This window comes from uncultured Abiotrophia sp., assembly GCF_963520105.1.
Lineage (GTDB): Bacteria > Bacillota > Bacilli > Lactobacillales > Aerococcaceae > Abiotrophia.
Genome location: NZ_CAUQPN010000001.1, coordinates 147,048 through 163,603 on the forward strand (window position 1 = coordinate 147,048; position 16,556 = coordinate 163,603).

Sequence of the window (16,556 nt, forward strand, 5' to 3'; positions counted from 1 at the left end):
AGGAGACCACTATGTTTGAACAATTGGATGCCCTCATTTTTCGTTTTGAGGAATTACACGAATTACTCAGTGACCCAGAAGTCATCTCGGACTCCAAACGTTTGCGGGAACTGACTATTGAAGAATCGGACCTGAGCCCTAAGGTAGCAAAGATCAAACGCTACAAGCAGGTCCAACAAGAAATTAAAGATACCGAAGATATGCTAGGTGAAGGCTTAGACGCTGATATGGCTGAATTGGCTAAAATGGAATTGGCAGAATTAAAGGCTGAAAAACCTCGTCTAGAAGAAGAAATTAAAGTCATGATGTTGCCTGAAGATCCAAATGATGGCAAAAATATTATCATGGAAATCCGTGGTGCAGCGGGTGGGGATGAAGCGCAACTCTTTGCCGGTGACCTACTCAATATGTATACGCGATACGCTGACAGTCAAGGTTGGAAGGTTGAAGTCTTAGATGCTAATATTACCGGTATCGGAGGCTATAAGGAAGTCAGCCTCATGATTACAGGGCATAAGGTTTATAGCAAGCTTAAATTCGAAAACGGGGCTCACCGTGTTCAACGGGTACCCGAGACGGAATCTCAAGGCCGCGTGCACACCTCTACCGCAACCGTAGTCGTGATGCCTGAGGCAGAAGAAGTCGACTTAGACCTCAAGGATGCCGATATCCGGGTAGATATCTATCATGCTAGTGGGGCCGGCGGTCAGCACGTTAACAAGACTGCCTCTGCTGTTCGCTTGACTCACTTACCAACTGGGGTGGTCGTTGCGATGCAAGATGAGCGGAGCCAACTTAAGAACCGGGAGAAGGCCATGAAGGTCTTGCGTGCTCGTGTCTATGATATGCTCCAATCAGAAGCTCAGGCAGAATATGATTCTAACCGTAAATTAGCTGTCGGTACTGGTGACCGTTCTGAACGGATTCGGACCTACAACTACCCACAAAACCGGGTAACAGACCACCGCATTGGCTTAACTATTCAACAACTCGATGCCATTATGTCGGGGAAATTAGATGAAATTATCGACGGGTTAGTTCTCTTCGACCAAACCCAAAAATTGGAGGAGCTAAATGGCCCTCAAATCTAATGCAAGCCTGGCTGAAGTACTCAAGAGTGCTTCAGTTTTTTTGGAGGAAAGAGGGTTTGATGGCACCCTAGCCCAGTCTTATTGGTTGCGTGTCTTTGATTGGACTTTAACGGACTTGGTCAGACAGCTTCATCAGGTTCCTAACCAGGAGGTCTATGAGGCCTTTCAAGAGGTTTTAAATCGCCTAGTGACACATGAGCCCTTGCAGTATATTTTAGGTTATGAAGACTTTGATGGTCGCCGTTTTAAGGTGACCCCAGCCGTCTTAATTCCACGGGAAGATACGGCGGGCATCTTAGATTTGGCGGCCACCTGGTTAGAAAAGCATCCAGATGCCAGTCAAGCTCTGGATTTAGGGACGGGATCTGGCGTTCTAGCCATTAGTTTGGCTTTGCGTCATCCACAACTTCAATTGACCGCGGGCGATTTATCGCCTGAAGCCTTAGCTATTGCCAAAGAAAATGGCATAAGTCTTCAGGCCACTGTTGATTGGTTGGTGACGGATGTCTGTCAAGACTTGCCTCAAGATCGAACCTACGATTTAGTGGTATCCAATCCTCCTTATATTAGTGAGACAGAATTAGATTTAATGGATGAGTCGGTTAAACGTTATGAGCCATCTATGGCATTGTTTGCTGAGCAAGGGGGCTTGGCTTTCTATCGCCAACTGGCTAAGCAAATTGGGCCCTATCTCAAGCCAAGTGCTTGCTTGATTCTAGAGATTGGTTTCCGACAAGGTCAGACGGTCGTGGACATTTTTCGTCGAGCCTTCCCGCAAGCCAAGGTTAGTTGCCATCAAGATTTGAATGGCCGAGACCGCTATGTCCAAGTAGAGTTTAATGAATGAAAGGAGATGACCGCCTAAAATGTTAACCAAGAAATTTCGTTTGGGAGAATTGGATGAAGCGGCCGCTCTCTTAAGAAGAGGTGAGCTAGTCGCCTTTCCTACCGAGACAGTTTATGGTTTAGGCGCCATCGCGACTAAGGAACAAGCTGTTGCTAAGGTCTTTCAAGCAAAAGGTCGTCCTAGTGATAACCCACTCATTGTTCATGTCAAGGATGCACAACAAGTCTTTGACTATGCGGCAGAGGTTCCTGAATTAGCCAAAGAGCTAATGGAACGCTTTTGGCCAGGCCCTTTAACCATTATTCTGCCTGTTAAGCCTGGTGTTTTTCCGGCAAACGTTAATAATGGCCAAGAAACGGTTGCTTTCCGCATGCCTAACCAGCATTCAGCCTTACGTCTAATCGACTTAGTGGGGGCGCCGCTAGTTGGGCCAAGCGCTAACTTATCGGGCAAACCTAGTCCAACATGCGTCGACCATGTCATGCAGGATTTTGATGGAGTCATCGCTGGCGTAGTGGCAGGGGATACGGATCAAGCCCAAATCGGAGTGGAGTCGACGGTGGTCCGCCCTATGTCAGACCGTTTAATCATTCTACGGCCAGGTGCTATCACCCAATCCATGCTGAAGCAAGTATGTCCAAAGGTTCAAGAATTTTCAGTAACAGAGCAATTAGCTGCTCCTCAGATCCAATCACCAGGCGTTAAATATCGCCATTATAGCCCTAAACAAGCTGTGTTTTTGTTTGAGTCTTCTGAAGATCTCGCCAACCTTCATGCAAAGCTAGTTGCTAAGGGAGGAAGAGTCGGTTTGTTGGCAGATGAGTCTATTATCCAAGCCTTAGGTCAGCAAAGTCCAGTTATAGCGACCTACTCTTTAGGTCAGCCTAATGATGCGGACAGTGCTACCCGTCAACTATATGCCGGCCTGCGGGCTTTGGAGGCGAGTGATTGTGACTGGATTTTAGCTCAAGCAGTGCTAGATTCAGAAAAATATCATGCCTATATGAATCGGTTGAACAAAGCAGCCACAAGTATGTTATAATAGAAAGCAGAACATAGGTTGGCGGGAGTCAACCAAGAAGGAGGTTACCTATGACTGAGAGATTACATGATGCCTTGGTTTTTGATACTATTGAACGTGAAGAACGGCGGCAATTAGAAGGAATTGAATTGATTGCCTCAGAAAACTTTGTATCACCTGCAGTCCTTAAGGCACAAGGGAGTGTCTTAACCAACAAATACGCCGAAGGTTATCCAGGTCGACGCTATTATGGTGGCTGTGAATACATTGATGTCATTGAACAAGCAGCGATTGATCGAGCGAAAGAACTTTTTGGTGCAGAATACGCCAACGTGCAACCCCACTCCGGTTCATCTGCCAACCTTGCTGTTTATCGGGCTTTCCTTAATGTAGGCGATCGTGTCTTAGGTATGGACCTATCACAAGGTGGCCACTTAACTCATGGTTCGCCTGTTAATTTCTCTGGCCAGTCTTATGAGATGCATGCTTATGGTGTAGACCCTGTTACTGAATTGATTGATTATCAAGCGCTAGAAGCTCAGGCTGAGGCTGTAAAACCTAAAATGATTATTGCAGGGGCATCTGCTTATTCTCGGACCATTGACTTTGAACGTATTGGTCAAATTGCTAAGAAAGTAGGAGCTATCTACTTTGTGGATATGGCCCATATTGCTGGCTTAGTTGCGGCAGGTCTCCATCCTAACCCAGTGCCTTATGCGGATGTGGTAACAACGACGACCCATAAAACCTTACGGGGCCCTCGTGGTGGCTTGATTTTAGCTAAGGCCCAGTATGCTAAACAACTCAATATGGCCATCTTCCCAGGTATTCAAGGGGGACCGCTGGAGCATGTGGTAGCAGCTAAGGCTGTTGCCCTCTTAGAAGCTTTGCAACCAAGTTTTAAGACTTATGCAGCGCAGGTGATTAAGAATGCTCAAGCCATGGTAGAGGTTTTCTTAGACAGCCCTCTACGGGTTGTGTCTGGTGGAACTGATAATCACCTCTTCAATCTTGATGTGACACCACTAGGTGTGACAGGGAAAGAAGCACAAGAGCGTTTAGATCAGGTAGGGATTACCGTTAACAAGAATTCGATTCCTAATGATAGCCGTTCCTTCATTGATCCAAGTGGTATTCGAATTGGGACATCTGCTATTACAACGCGTGGCATGAAAGAAGCGCAAGCTCAGACTGTTGCCCGTCTGATTCTCAAGACCTTAACAGCTTCTGACGACCAATTGGCGGCTATCCGTCAAGAAGTTAAAGAACTCGTTGCTGGCTTACCACTTTATCAAGCTTAAATTGATTGACTCAGAAAAGGAGAGACTAAGATGGCAAAATGCGTAGTAATTAACCACCCACTGATTCAGCACAAACTAACCATTATTCGTGATAAAAATACCTCTACCAAGGCTTTTCGCGAAGTAACCAACGAAATCTCTATGCTTATGGCTTATGAGATTACACGTGATTTGCCAGTAGAAGATGTAGTCATCGAAACGCCGTTAGTTGAAACTACTCAAAAGCGGATTGCCGGGAAGAAAATGGCGATTATTCCAATCCTAAGAGCTGGCTTGGGAATGGTCGATGGGATTTTGGACTTAGTGCCTGCTGCACGTGTGGGGCATATTGGTCTCTATCGTGACCACGAAACCCTAGAGCCAATTGAGTACTTTGCTAAGTTACCGCAAGATATTCAAGAACGTCGCGTCTTTGTTGTGGATCCAATGTTAGCGACAGGTGGTTCAGCTATTGCTGCGCTAGACCTTCTGATGAAAAAGTATGGCGTCAAGCCAGAAAATATCACCTTTTCTTGTTTAGTTGCTGCACCAGAAGGGGTAGCAGCTTTACAGGCGGCGCATCCAGATGTGGATATCTATATGGCGGCGCTAGATGAACGCCTCAATGAGCACGGCTATATCTTGCCAGGGCTTGGAGATGCGGGTGACCGTATTTTTGGTACTAAATAAGGAAGAAAGGCTAGGAAGAGATTTCCTAGCCTTTTTATTATGCCATTTGTTACGCGTTCCGAACATTTGGATCAAGAAATTGGCCTTTTCTTACTTTAGTACTTGTATTCATTCAAAATACATGATATTCTAATTTATATTTAATAATTATACTGAGGTGAAACTATGAATTACTTGATGATGTCCCCCCATTTCCCTAAAAACCTCCAGAATTTCGCAATTCGACTTAAAGAGCGTGGTGTGAATGTATTGGGGATTGGCACAGAGCCCTATGACTGGCTCTCACCAGAGTTACGTGAAAGCCTCACTGAATACTACCGCGTCGAGGATATGGAGAACCTTGATGAAGTGAAGCGTGCGGTAGCTTTCTTAATTTATAAGCATGGCCCAATTGATCGTTTGGAATCTAACAATGAGTACTGGTTAGAGTTAGACGCTGCCTTGCGCGAGCAATTCAACGTACCTGGGGTTAAGCCTCGTGATTTAGAAAAAACCAAGTACAAGTCAAAAATGAAGAAGTTATTTGAGAAAGCTGGCGTTCCAGTGGTGCCAGGTTATCTAATCAAAAATGAAAGTCAACTCAATAAAGCTTTGAAGGAAGCTGGCCTCCCTGCAGTAGCAAAACCTGACCGTGGAGTAGGAACCGCAGCAACCTATCGACTTGAGACCAAAGAAGATGTTGCAACCTTCTTGTCCGAGTGGGACCAATCCATTCCCTATTTTGTGGAGCCTTATGTCTTGGATGCGGAACTCTGCACATTTGATGGTTTAGTTGATGAAAAAGGACAGATTGTTTTCTCAACGAGCTTTGTCTATTCCTTGCCAACCCTAGAATTGATTGAGGGTCAATGCGATTATACGAATATTGTTCAAAAGGATGTAGAAGCTCAGTTGGCTGCATACGGCCAAGCGGCAGTTAAGGCCTTTGGAATGAAGGAACGCTTCTTCCATATTGAATTCTTCCGTCGTAAAAAGGGAGACTACGTAGCCATCGAGTATAATAACCGACTAGCTGGCGGTTACACAATCGATCTCTATAACTATGCTTATGGTTGTGATCTCTATGCTATCTACGCCGATATCGTAACTGGAAGGCTAGAAGAAACTCCAAGCTATGATCGACATTACGGGGTAGGTATCTCACGTCGTGACGAGTTGGCGTATGAACATAACGTTGATGAGATCCGAGCAAAATACGGTGACCGTGTGAAAATGGTTGATCGCTTGCCAGATGCTTTTTCGGCTATTATGGGGAATGAGTTCTTAGTCATTCTAGCGGATACGCAAGAAGAAGTTGAAGAAGTAGGTCATTATGTACACAAGAAACAAGGAGGACAATAATAAATGCACGTAGAATGGTTAAGTCACTGGAGTGGTCAACTCAATCGCGAAATGCCCCTCAACCGCTATGGTCATGCTGGACTACCAATTGTGGTTTTTCCTTCATCAGGCGGAACCCACAATGAATATGCCGACTTCGGCATGATTGATGCCTGTCGCGATTCCATTGAGGCAGGACGGGTTCAATTTTTCACCTTGGCTAGTGTGGACAGTGAGAGCTGGTTGGCTGACTGGAAATACCCTCACGATCGGGCTGAAATGCATCGGGCTTATGAGCGTTATGTCATTAGCGAGGCGATTCCTTTTATTAAGCATAAAACGGGCTGGTTTGATCCAATGATGACGACAGGTTGCAGTATGGGGGCCTATCATGCGCTCAACTTCTTCTTACAGCATCCAGATGTTTTCCGCGGGGTGATTGCCTTGAGTGGGGTCTATGATGCACGTTTCTTTGTAGGGGAATATGGCGATGACGTGGCAATTTATTCTAATTCGCCAAGTGATTATGTCTTCAATCAACACGATCCTTGGTTCCTGGATCAATATCGTCAATCCAATATTATTGTCTGTACCGGGCATGGGCCTTGGGAACACGATGGTCTGCCATCCTTCTATAAGGTAAAGGAAGCCCTAGAAATGAAGGGAGTGCCTGCTTGGTTTGACGAGTGGGGCGGCGATGTAGCCCATGACTGGCCATGGTGGCGCGTGCAGATGCCATATTTCTTGAGTCGTTTAGGTTTATAAGATAAATGAGGTTAGGAGTCTTTCCTAGCCTTTTTAGTTTGCCTCTTTATTCTTAAAATAGGGTAGTTAATCGGCTGATTTGGAAAAGGAAGATAAAAACAGCTAGAATAACGGATGTAAATCAATGAAAAATAGATGGAGATTTCATGTAAATGCCATGGCTACAATATCTAAAAATGGAGCTGTCAGAAAAATAGGCATGAAAATAATTTTCTTCATAAAAACACTTGAAAAATATTTTCTTTGGTGTATAATGAAAGCGTAATCAGTTGAAAGACAGAAAGAGAGGTGACAAATTGGATGAATTACTTGTGCTTTGATATTGGCGGGACCTTCATTAAATATGGTCTCTTCAATGAAAAGGGGGAAGCGCTAGGCCAGACTCAGAAGGTCAAAACTAGCGTTGACCAGTATTCTAACCAGATATTGCAACAAGTTCTTTCGATTACCAAGCAGGTTCAATCCCAGGAAAGCCTATCGGGCGTGGCGATTTCAACTGCTGGAGTGGTTGATTCTCGTGACGGGTCTATACGATTTGCAGGGCCCACTATCCCAGGTTATACGGGGACGCCATTCAAGGTTGAAGTGGAAGCACTCACTGGTCTGCCTTGCTATGTGGTAAACGATGTGAACGCAGCTTGTTTGGGTGAATACTGGCAAGCCAGTCGAACAGGCCAGCCACCTAAGTCCATGATATGTTTTACGATTGGTACAGGTGTAGGGGGAGCCGTTGTTTTAGATGGACAACTGCTAACCGGTGTGAGCGACATGGCCGGAGAGGTTGGCTACTTACCAATTGGCAAAGCAGCCTTTCAGGAATTAGCCTCAACAACCGCTTTGTTGGAACAGGCGGCTCAAGCGACAGGCGAAAATCTCAGTGGAGAAGCCTTCTTTGACCGCTTGGAAGCAACAGGAGATCCAGTCTTAAGCCAAGTACTCGACCAATTTCTAAATCATTTAGCCACCGGACTTTTATCAGCGATTTATCTGCTGAATCCAGAAGTCCTTGTCCTAGGGGGAGGAATTCTAGCGCGTGCTGATCTCATTATGCCACGTCTAATGGCAATCTTGGAGCAACGTGTGATTGATCCTCGCTTCCTCACAACAGAGATTCGACCAGCCCAGTCAGGTAATGATGCTGGAATGTTAGGTGCGCTATCTCAACTCATTAAGCTAACTCAATAAGGATGTGATCCCATGGGAGTATTAGAGCGAATTGAAGCCAACTTCGTTCATCTATCACCAAAGGAACAGCTCCTTGCAACCTATATTATGCAAGAAAGTCCCTATTTTACTAACATTACCATTAGCGAGATGGCCAAAGAAACGGGTGTTTCAGCCGCAACGATTACGCGCTTTTGTCGTAAAGTAGGGTGTGAGAGCTTTGTCGATTTGAAAATTCAACTGCAAGCCAGTGAAGGGGAGTCGGCAAGTAATCACCAGAAACATGATATGTTCGATACGGTTAGTGAATTCTATAACCGTATCATTCAACGAACGTCAGAATTACAATCAGAATATCAGCTCCGTCAGTTAATTCAAGTTCTCTCTCAGGCCAACCGAATCATGGTTTATGGGATGGGATCCTCGGGGTTAACGGCTCGGGAATTGGCTATTCGCCTTTCGCGTATGGGACTACCAGCCACGAGCGAGACGGACTCACATATGATGATTATCTCCAGTACGGTGACACGTTCCAGTGACGTGGTAATTGCCATTAGTAATTCTGGTGAAACAAAGGATGTGATTGATGCTTTAGGCAATGCCAAGCAAAATGGCGCTATTTTGGTGGCCATAACTAGCATGAAGGGAAGTAGTTTGGCTAAGCTAGCTGATGAGACCCTTCTGGTACATAATAGCCGGTTTGTCAATAGTGAGTTTTTTGTCAATACGCAACTACCAATTTTTTTCCTGATCGACATCATTACCCTGATGATGTTGGAAGAACCAGTCTTCAATCAGAATATGCAGAAGACGATTCAAGAAATTACTTCTATCAATCAAAAATTACAAATGGGGGAACCATCATGAAATTATCAAAAGTTTTTGCAGCTGCCTTATCTTGTGGGATTTTATTAAACACAGTTGTGACAGCGGTACCAGCCGATGTGCGTGCTGAAGAGACAGTAACCATCAAATACTGGAACTTCCCTAACTTTACCAGCGACTCAGAATTCAAGACTTCTGAAGAATACGATGCAGCCTTGATTAAAGCCTTTGAAGCTAAGAACCCAGGTATCAAAGTAGAATACCAAAAAATCGACTTCACAGACGGTCCAGCTAAAATTGAAACAGCAATCCAATCTAAGACCAACCCTGACGTAATCTATGATGCACCAGGTCGTGTCATCGACTGGGCAAGCAAGGGTTATTTGGCACCATTCAAAGACGTTGACACTTCAAAATTAAATGAATCAGCTGTTAAGGCTAGCTCCTTCGAAAACGAATTATATCTCTACCCTCAAGGGATTGCGCCATTCTTGATGGCAGTTAACACTAAGTTGACTGATAAGTTAGGCGTGACAAACCTCTTGCCATTCGAAAAAGAAGGACGTAACTGGACGCCTGAAGAATTCCAAAAATTCTTAGAAGCTGTTCATGAAAAAGACAAAGACTTAATTCCAACCGTTGTGTATGCTAAATCTGCAGCTGGTGACCAAGGTCCTCGTGCCTTTGTCTCTAACTTATACGGTTCTTGGATTACTAACGATGAAGTAAATAAATACACCATCAATGACGAAAACGGGGTAAAAGCCCTTCAATGGATTCGCGAACAAGCACCTAAAGGCATTATCGGTCAAGGGGCCGCTTTAGAAGCAAAAGATGCTTTGGAATACTTCAAGTCTGGTAAGTCTCCATTAAGTATCTTGGCAAGTCCAGGTCTTTACGCACAATGGAAATCAGTAGAAGACTTAAACGTTCGCTTCTTACCATTCCCTAATGCTAACAAATCGCCTAAGTATGAATACTTAGTAGCTGGTCCTGCAGTCTTCGATAACGGTGATGACAAGAAGATTGAAGCCGCTCAAAAATTTGTAGACTTCATGATCAACGATCCAGAATGGGGTACTCGTACCTTGAAGGCAACTGGTAACTTCTCTGCTCAAAAAGGCGTGAAAGGCCTCTATGACAACGAAGAGTTGAAGTTTGCTGAAGGCTTATCAGATCACTTCGGTGCTTACTACAACACCATTCCAGGTTACGCTAAAATGCGTCCACTTTGGTTCCCAATGCTCCAAGGGGTATTGTCTGGCCAAGGTGATGTAAAAGAACTAGTGGACAGCTATGTAGAACAAGCGCAAGCTACCTACGAAGAAGCAAAATAAGCCACACTATAATCTGAATTCAGAGAGTGCTCGATTTACTGGGACAAATCTAGCGCTACCCGGACCAGGTTCTCGCGTGCGACTAATATAAACATCCTACTCCCAAGCGCCCAATATTTTGGACTAGCGGGAGTTTGGGAGTAGTCGTTTATAGTGATCGCGACCTAGGGTAGCCGATTTGTCCCTTTTATTATGAATTATTCTCTCGAAAGGAGATCTCTATGTTAGCCAAATTAAGAAGAAAGTACGACTTTAGCGCCTATCTGTTCATTGCACCTGCTATGGCCTTCTTCCTGACTTTCGTACTCTATCCAATGTTACGCGGGATTTACATGTCCTTGCTCAAGTATAGAGGGCGGAGAGTTAGCTTTGTAGGCTTAGATAACTACACTAAGCTCTTAGGCGATCAGACTTTTATCAAGTCTTTAAGTAACACTATTTTTATCGTAGCAATTGCAGTACCAATTGTAGTAGTCTTATCCCTCTTCATCGCCATTAACATCTATAACAAATCAGCTCATGTACGGAGCTTCTTCCGTGGCGTTTTCTACTTGCCAGCTGTATCCTCAGTTGTTTCGATTACAGTGGTATGGTTGTGGATTTATAACCCAGACTTTGGGATTCTCAATTATATTCTCAAATCCATGAATGTCATTGAAGGTAATGTCCAATGGTTAGGAAACGCCTCTACTGCTATTTATGCAGTCATTGCCGTTCTAATTACGACCAGTATTGGTCAGCCGATTATTCTCTATATTGCAGCTTTAGGGAACGTTCCAGTGGAACTGCTCGAGTCTGCTAAGATTGACGGCGCCAACAACTGGACCATCTTCAAAAACATTATTTGGCCATTGATTATGCCAACGACCCTTTATATCGTGGTTACAACCACCATCAACAGTTTCCAAATCTTTGCCTTAATCCAATTGATGACTTCTGGTGGTCCTAACTATGCGACAAGCACTATCATGTACCAAGTCTACGAGATGGGGATTAAACAGCAATCCTTTGGCCAAGCCTCTGCATGGGGTGTTGTGCTAGCCTTGATTATTGCTTTAATCTCGGCTGTTCAATACAAATACTTCAACCGCGATATTGATTAGGAAGAGGTGACGATTTAACATGGAATTCAAAAAATTCGGTCTCTACAACATTATTTCCTTCACATTGTTGGCATTCTTGACCATTTTCTTCATCTTCCCATTCTATTGGATTGCAACAGGTGCCTTTAAGGTTCAAGACGTCGCCATTGCCATCCCGCCAGAATGGTTCCCGATGAGCCCAACTTTAGATAACTTCAAATCCCTCCTAGTGCCGTTGACTGCGCGTTGGTTCTTCAACTCTGTATTCGTTTCAGTGGTAACAACTATCTTGGTCTGCACGACGGCTTCCTTAGCGGGTTATGCCTTAGCTAAGAAACGGTTCCCAGGCGCTGGCTTACTCTTTGCCGTATTTATCGCGGCCATGGCCTTGCCAAAACAAGTTATCTTGATTCCTTTGCTTCAATTGATTACTGATCTCAAGCTTATGGATACCTACCGCGCCTTGATTTTGCCGGCTGTCGGTTGGCCATTCGGGATCTTCCTCATGAAGCAATTCTCCCACTCTGTACCTGATTCTCTCTTAGAATCTGCAGACATTGACGGATGTGGTGAAATCAAGAAATTCGTCAATATCGTCTTACCAATTGTTAAACCAGGTATTGGTGCCTTGGCTATCTTCACCTTCATTTCCTCTTGGAATGACTATTTCTCTCAATTGGTATTCACTAACTCAGAAACAATGAAGACTTTGCCTTTAGGTTTGGCGTCTATGGCTCAATCTGCTGAGTTCTCACTTAACTATGGGGTCCTCATGGCTGGCGCGCTCTTGGCTTCCTTGCCAATGATTATTGTCTTCCTGATGTTCCAAAGCTTCTTTGCCCAAGGTATTACGGTCGGGGCGGTGAAAGGATAGTGAGCACAATGCATCCAACGATTGAACGATTAAAAGGAAAACTAATTATTTCCTGTCAGGCTTTACCTGGCGAACCGCTCTACCGAGAAGAGGGTGGAGTCATGGTTCTCATGGCCAAAGCAGCTATTGAGGCTGGAGCTGTCGGTATCCGTGCCCAAGGGGTTACTGATATTGCCCAGATTAAGGAAGCCTTTGATGTGCCAGTGATTGGGATTATTAAGCGAGCTTATCCAGGCTATGGTTCCTACATTACCGCCACCATGAAAGAAGTGGATGAGTTAGTAGCAGTTGGTTCTGATATTATTGCCTTAGATGCTACTTTACGTGAGCGGGCAGGGGAGACCTTGGATGAGTTCATCGCTCAAATCAAGGCAAAATACCCGAATCAATTGCTGATGGCCGATATTTCCACTTTGGAAGAGGGACTGAATGCTGAACGCCTAGGTTTTGACTTGATTGGGACTACCATGAATGGTTATACGCCGTATACGGAAGGTCAAACAACCGGTCCTAACTTTGAGTTAATGAAAGCCTTAGTGGAACAAACCCATACTCCAATTGTGGCTGAAGGTAAGATTCATACACCAGAAGACCTAGCAACAGCTTTCGCCCAAGGGATTCACACAGCTGTTGTAGGTGGCGCTATTACGCGGCCACTGGAAATTGCTAAACGCTTCGTTAGCGTAGTAAACTAAAGAAATGCAAGAAAGAGAAAGGAGTGCCTGATATGACCCTGGAGCAACTGATTATTGGTTGGTTCTTCTATGGAATCTTCTTCATGGGCTTGTCGGTTTTGGCAACCTACCTGATTAACCGAGTAGCAAAGCGTTACTATACGGCGCCACTCATTATCAATGCGGTAGCCATTATTATTCTAATGGGGATGGTCGCCTTAAAACAGTTTACGGCAGACATGTTCCTACAGAATTACCTCTTTACCTATATGCCAATTGTGGCGGCTAGTGTCACCTATAATCTGGTACTCTTTCTCATTCGACGCGGGCGACCTCTGCATGATCCTCGCGAAGAAGCCTTAGATGCAGATAAATAAGCAATTGTCGGCAAAGAGGAGGTGAAAAGATGATTGTAGATCAATTACAAGGTCTTCAAGAATACAGCGACCGAATTCCCCATATTAAAGCAGCGCTCGAAACATTCAATAGCTTAGCTCAAAAAGCTATCGGGCGATATGATTTCGAGGGAGGATACTTCTTCATCCAAGATGGAGAGCTAGGTGCAGTTGATGCATCGCATTATGAAGCCCATCAGAAATGGTTAGATATCCATGTACCGCTTGAAGGCCATGAATATCTCATTGTGGCCCCTACATGTCAGCTGACAGAAGTCACCACCTATGATGCCGATAAGGACATTGCCTTTTTGGATGGTCCAATCCAGACCATTGTTAAACTCTATCCTGGACAAGCCTGTGTGGTTTTTCCAGAAGATGCTCATAAGCCGGCCCGTCATTTAGGTCAGGCCAGCACCTATAAAAAGTTAGTCATAAAATTACCGGTTGCATAACCAAAGGAGTCTTAAACGTGTCAAAATTCGATAAGTACAAAGGAATTATCCCAGCCTTCTATGCCTGCTATGACGATGAAGGCAATATCAGTCCAGAACGCACTCAAGCGCTTGCTAAACATTACTTGGAAGTAGGGGTCAAAGGCCTCTATGTTGGCGGTTCGTCTGGCGAGTGTATCTACCAAAATGTAGAAGAACGTAAACTAGTCTTAGAAAATGTCATGAAGGCAGTTGGTGGCAAGATGACCATCATTGCCCACGTCGCGGCTGCCTCCACACGTGATTCAGTTGAGTTAGCTAAGCATGCGGAAAGCCTAGGGGTAGATGCCTTAGCAGCCATCCCACCAATTTACTTCCGCCTACCAGAACATTCTATTAAGGACTACTGGAATGCCATGATTGATGCAACGGAACTTGACTTCATCATTTATAACATTCCACAGCTATCAGGCTATGCCTTGACCCCTAGCATGTTCAAGTCCATGTTGGAAAATCCTAAAGTGATTGGGGTTAAGAACTCTTCAATGCCAGTCCAAGACTTAATCACTTGGAAGTTGACAGCTGGTGACCGCGAAGTCGTTGTTTTCAACGGTCCAGATGAACAATTCATCGGTGGTCGTGTCATGGGAGCTGACGGGGGAATTGGTGGTACCTATGGGGTAATGCCAGAACTCTTCTTAGCAGCTAATGCAGCCTTAGAAGCAGGCGATTTAGCCCTAGCCTTCACGATCCAAGGTCGCATTGATGAAATCATCTTCACCTTGGTAAGTGGTAAAGCTAACCTTTATGCCGTACAGAAAGAAATCCTCAAGCGTGAAGGCCTCAACTGTGGTTCTGTTCGTCCACCATTAACAGGGGTTGGCCCAGAAGACCTAGCCGTTGTTGACAAGGCGCACGCCATGATCAAAGCCGCTCGGGCGGAATTTGTTAAATAATCACTCACACTATGCAAGACCTGACTACTAGGGAGCTAGTTTTATGCTAACTACCCTGGTAGCCAGATTTTGTCGTATCAGCAACCTAAAATCCCTATAAACAGGGGCAATTACCAGCTGCTGGGGAAGCAAGTAACTTCTTCTTTAGTGCGGCTGCCTTGAGCCTCTTAGCTGGTTTAGGGCTTGCAAACTACAAGCCAAAAGAAACTGAATAATCTTGATAGCTCGGGGGTAGGCTCACCCTTTGGAGCATAACGAATTAAAGACACGATCTTTTCTCCTTTGGTCGTGTCTTTTGTAATTTTGAAGCGCCAAGCTAGGGGGACTAAGTCATAATTTGATATAATAGGGTAAAAGGGGGAGTGAGATGATGAAGTGGGAACAGTCGCTGACAGACTATATGGCCTATCAAGATCAGCACTATCGTAATCCGGCTAAACTAGATAATCCAGTAGAAATTGAGGACATGGAATGCCTCAAAAGAAGTGGCCAGGCAGCTCGTCAGGCTTTTTCGAAATTGGCGACTGCTTTCGGGCAAGCTTTTCCAGATTGGACTCAGGGGCGAGTAAGTGCCTGGATGAATCAAGCTCAAGTGGCTCGACCTCATTTTTGGGTCTATTATTTTCCGCCAGAAAATCGGCCGGCTAGTCCAAGCTTTGCCTTGAGACTAGTATCGGATCAAGGGGTGCTCACCGTCTGCTTGGAGTTAAGTTTCATTGAACGAAGTCGCCAAGAGGAGACGCTAGCCCAACAGGCGCGAATCTTAGAAGTGCCAGCACAACAAGAGGCCTATTACTGGGTTCAGGATTCAGATAAGCAAACGCGACGCATGACCACAAGTGAAAGTCACCGGCAAGAGCTGGTAGAAGCCTATGAGGCGGGTCAGGTACGCAAGGTACTATTGCGTCAAGATATGCGGCCATTGGCGGACTATGGCGACTTAGAAGCTGTGGTTCAGGACTTAGTTAAGGCAGTAGCTGGCTTTTGGTCCCTTTATCAAGTGACCCAAAGCTAGGAAAGGAGACATGAGAATGGGGTACGAGTATATAAAGGGCCCTGACTACGACTACTACACGGTGCCTGCCTTGCTTGAAGCGGGCTTGGAGCATCGTTTTATTGGCAAGCCGCTTAATTTTAAACCTGATTTTAAGGAGGCATCCGTAGACGTTGTCAATCGAACTTTTCTAAAAGCCGATATGCCTCTAGTTGAGGTGCACCAGGTTCACGGAGCTGACATTTGCCAAGTAAGGGCCGGACAATTAGGGACAGGATGGGGCTTACGCTCTCTAGGCGACTACGATGGCTTGGTAACAGAGGCAAGCGATTTGGCATTAATGGTCAAGATTGCGGACTGTATTCCAATTATTCTCTTTGACCCGGTTAAAAAGGTGTTTGCCCTAGTTCATTCTGGCTGGCCGGGTACACTCCAAGCGATTGGCCAAAAAGCCTTAGAAGTTATGATGAGCCAATATGATGTGAGGCCATCTGACCTGCTGATTGCCTACGGACCCGCCCTTAGCATGGAAGATTTTCAGGTACAGGAAGATGTTTATAGTCGTTTCCAACCTTTTGAAGCAATTCATCCCCAGGCCTTTAGGCAGGAGGATGAGCATCATTGGCTTATAGATACCAAAGGGATTAATAAGGAGCGTTTCCTAGCCATGGGGGTTCCTTTGGAACAACAATATGATGTGGCCGTGTCGACAAAACAAGCCCTAGGCTGTCATTCTTACCGACGTGATGGGCGGGAAGGCTATGGCCTCAATGCAGTTGTCGCCTATCTAAAATCCTAAGAGGAGGG

Annotated in this window: 18 protein-coding genes and 1 pseudogene; all 19 read left to right on the forward strand. The window is 45.1% G+C overall.

What is annotated here, in order from left to right; genetic code table 11:
• Positions 1-11: 11 nt before the first annotated feature.
• The 19 genes and pseudogenes from prfA to RWO08_RS00745 all read left to right on the forward strand — a co-directional run bounded on the left by prfA (position 12) and on the right by RWO08_RS00745 (position 16,548).
• Positions 12-1,091, forward strand: a complete 1,080-nt coding sequence (gene prfA, locus RWO08_RS00660) for a peptide chain release factor 1 (RefSeq protein ID WP_070755231.1) — start codon at positions 12-14, stop codon at positions 1,089-1,091.
• On the forward strand, positions 1,075-1,938 hold the full coding sequence (gene prmC, locus RWO08_RS00665; protein ID WP_314211010.1) for a peptide chain release factor N(5)-glutamine methyltransferase: 864 nt from the start codon (positions 1,075-1,077) through the stop codon (positions 1,936-1,938). The genes prfA and prmC overlap by 17 nt, the downstream gene beginning before the upstream one ends.
• A 19-nt stretch (positions 1,939-1,957) precedes the next feature.
• Positions 1,958-2,980 (forward strand): L-threonylcarbamoyladenylate synthase, encoded by a 1,023-nt coding sequence (locus RWO08_RS00670; RefSeq protein WP_314211011.1) that lies wholly within the window; start codon positions 1,958-1,960, stop codon positions 2,978-2,980.
• 50 nt (positions 2,981-3,030) lie between these two features.
• Positions 3,031-4,260 (forward strand): serine hydroxymethyltransferase, encoded by a 1,230-nt coding sequence (gene glyA / locus RWO08_RS00675; RefSeq protein WP_291428816.1) that lies wholly within the window; start codon positions 3,031-3,033, stop codon positions 4,258-4,260.
• Positions 4,261-4,290: 30 nt separating this feature from the next.
• A complete protein-coding gene (gene upp / locus RWO08_RS00680; RefSeq protein WP_023391095.1) occupies positions 4,291-4,929 on the forward strand; it encodes a uracil phosphoribosyltransferase in 639 nt (212 codons plus the stop codon).
• A 165-nt stretch (positions 4,930-5,094) separates the two neighbouring features.
• Positions 5,095-6,270 (forward strand): carbamoyl phosphate synthase large subunit, encoded by a 1,176-nt coding sequence (locus tag RWO08_RS00685; RefSeq protein WP_311464983.1) that lies wholly within the window; start codon positions 5,095-5,097, stop codon positions 6,268-6,270.
• A 3-nt stretch (positions 6,271-6,273) separates the two neighbouring features.
• The gene (locus RWO08_RS00690; protein WP_070755237.1) at positions 6,274-7,014 is read left to right on the forward strand and encodes an esterase family protein; all 741 of its coding nucleotides are present in this window, start codon (positions 6,274-6,276) and stop codon (positions 7,012-7,014) included.
• 300 nt (positions 7,015-7,314) lie between these two features.
• The gene (locus RWO08_RS00695) at positions 7,315-8,199 is read left to right on the forward strand and encodes an ROK family protein (RefSeq protein WP_314211012.1); all 885 of its coding nucleotides are present in this window, start codon (positions 7,315-7,317) and stop codon (positions 8,197-8,199) included.
• Positions 8,200-8,211: 12 nt separating this feature from the next.
• Positions 8,212-9,045, forward strand: a complete 834-nt coding sequence (locus tag RWO08_RS00700; protein WP_070755239.1) for a MurR/RpiR family transcriptional regulator — start codon at positions 8,212-8,214, stop codon at positions 9,043-9,045.
• The gene (locus RWO08_RS00705; RefSeq protein WP_291431119.1) at positions 9,042-10,340 is read left to right on the forward strand and encodes an ABC transporter substrate-binding protein; all 1,299 of its coding nucleotides are present in this window, start codon (positions 9,042-9,044) and stop codon (positions 10,338-10,340) included. Before RWO08_RS00700 ends, RWO08_RS00705 begins: the two co-directional genes overlap by 4 nt.
• A gap of 221 nt (positions 10,341-10,561) precedes the next feature.
• On the forward strand, positions 10,562-11,443 hold the full coding sequence (locus tag RWO08_RS00710; protein WP_070755241.1) for a carbohydrate ABC transporter permease: 882 nt from the start codon (positions 10,562-10,564) through the stop codon (positions 11,441-11,443).
• Between the two features lie 19 nt (positions 11,444-11,462).
• Positions 11,463-12,296 carry a carbohydrate ABC transporter permease gene (locus RWO08_RS00715; RefSeq protein ID WP_023391088.1) on the forward strand — a complete coding sequence of 278 codons (834 nt, stop codon included), beginning with the start codon at positions 11,463-11,465 and terminating at the stop codon, positions 12,294-12,296.
• An 8-nt stretch (positions 12,297-12,304) separates the two neighbouring features.
• The gene (locus tag RWO08_RS00720; protein ID WP_268445070.1) at positions 12,305-12,991 is read left to right on the forward strand and encodes an N-acetylmannosamine-6-phosphate 2-epimerase; all 687 of its coding nucleotides are present in this window, start codon (positions 12,305-12,307) and stop codon (positions 12,989-12,991) included.
• Between the two features lie 32 nt (positions 12,992-13,023).
• Positions 13,024-13,347, forward strand: coding sequence for a hypothetical protein (locus RWO08_RS00725; protein WP_314211013.1), 324 nt, complete (start codon positions 13,024-13,026; stop codon positions 13,345-13,347).
• Positions 13,348-13,376: 29 nt separating this feature from the next.
• A complete protein-coding gene (locus RWO08_RS00730; protein ID WP_314211014.1) occupies positions 13,377-13,820 on the forward strand; it encodes a YhcH/YjgK/YiaL family protein in 444 nt (147 codons plus the stop codon).
• Positions 13,821-13,837: 17 nt separating this feature from the next.
• Positions 13,838-14,755, forward strand: coding sequence for a dihydrodipicolinate synthase family protein (locus RWO08_RS00735; protein ID WP_314211015.1), 918 nt, complete (start codon positions 13,838-13,840; stop codon positions 14,753-14,755).
• Between the two features lie 107 nt (positions 14,756-14,862).
• A pseudogene (locus RWO08_RS09440) lies at positions 14,863-14,970 on the forward strand (LPXTG cell wall anchor domain-containing protein); the annotation flags it as partial.
• Between the two features lie 152 nt (positions 14,971-15,122).
• Positions 15,123-15,770 carry a hypothetical protein gene (locus RWO08_RS00740; RefSeq protein WP_314211016.1) on the forward strand — a complete coding sequence of 216 codons (648 nt, stop codon included), beginning with the start codon at positions 15,123-15,125 and terminating at the stop codon, positions 15,768-15,770.
• A 16-nt stretch (positions 15,771-15,786) separates the two neighbouring features.
• Complete coding sequence (locus RWO08_RS00745; protein ID WP_314211017.1) at positions 15,787-16,548, forward strand: polyphenol oxidase family protein; 762 nt, start codon at positions 15,787-15,789, stop codon at positions 16,546-16,548.
• The last annotated feature ends 8 nt before the right edge of the window (positions 16,549-16,556 follow it).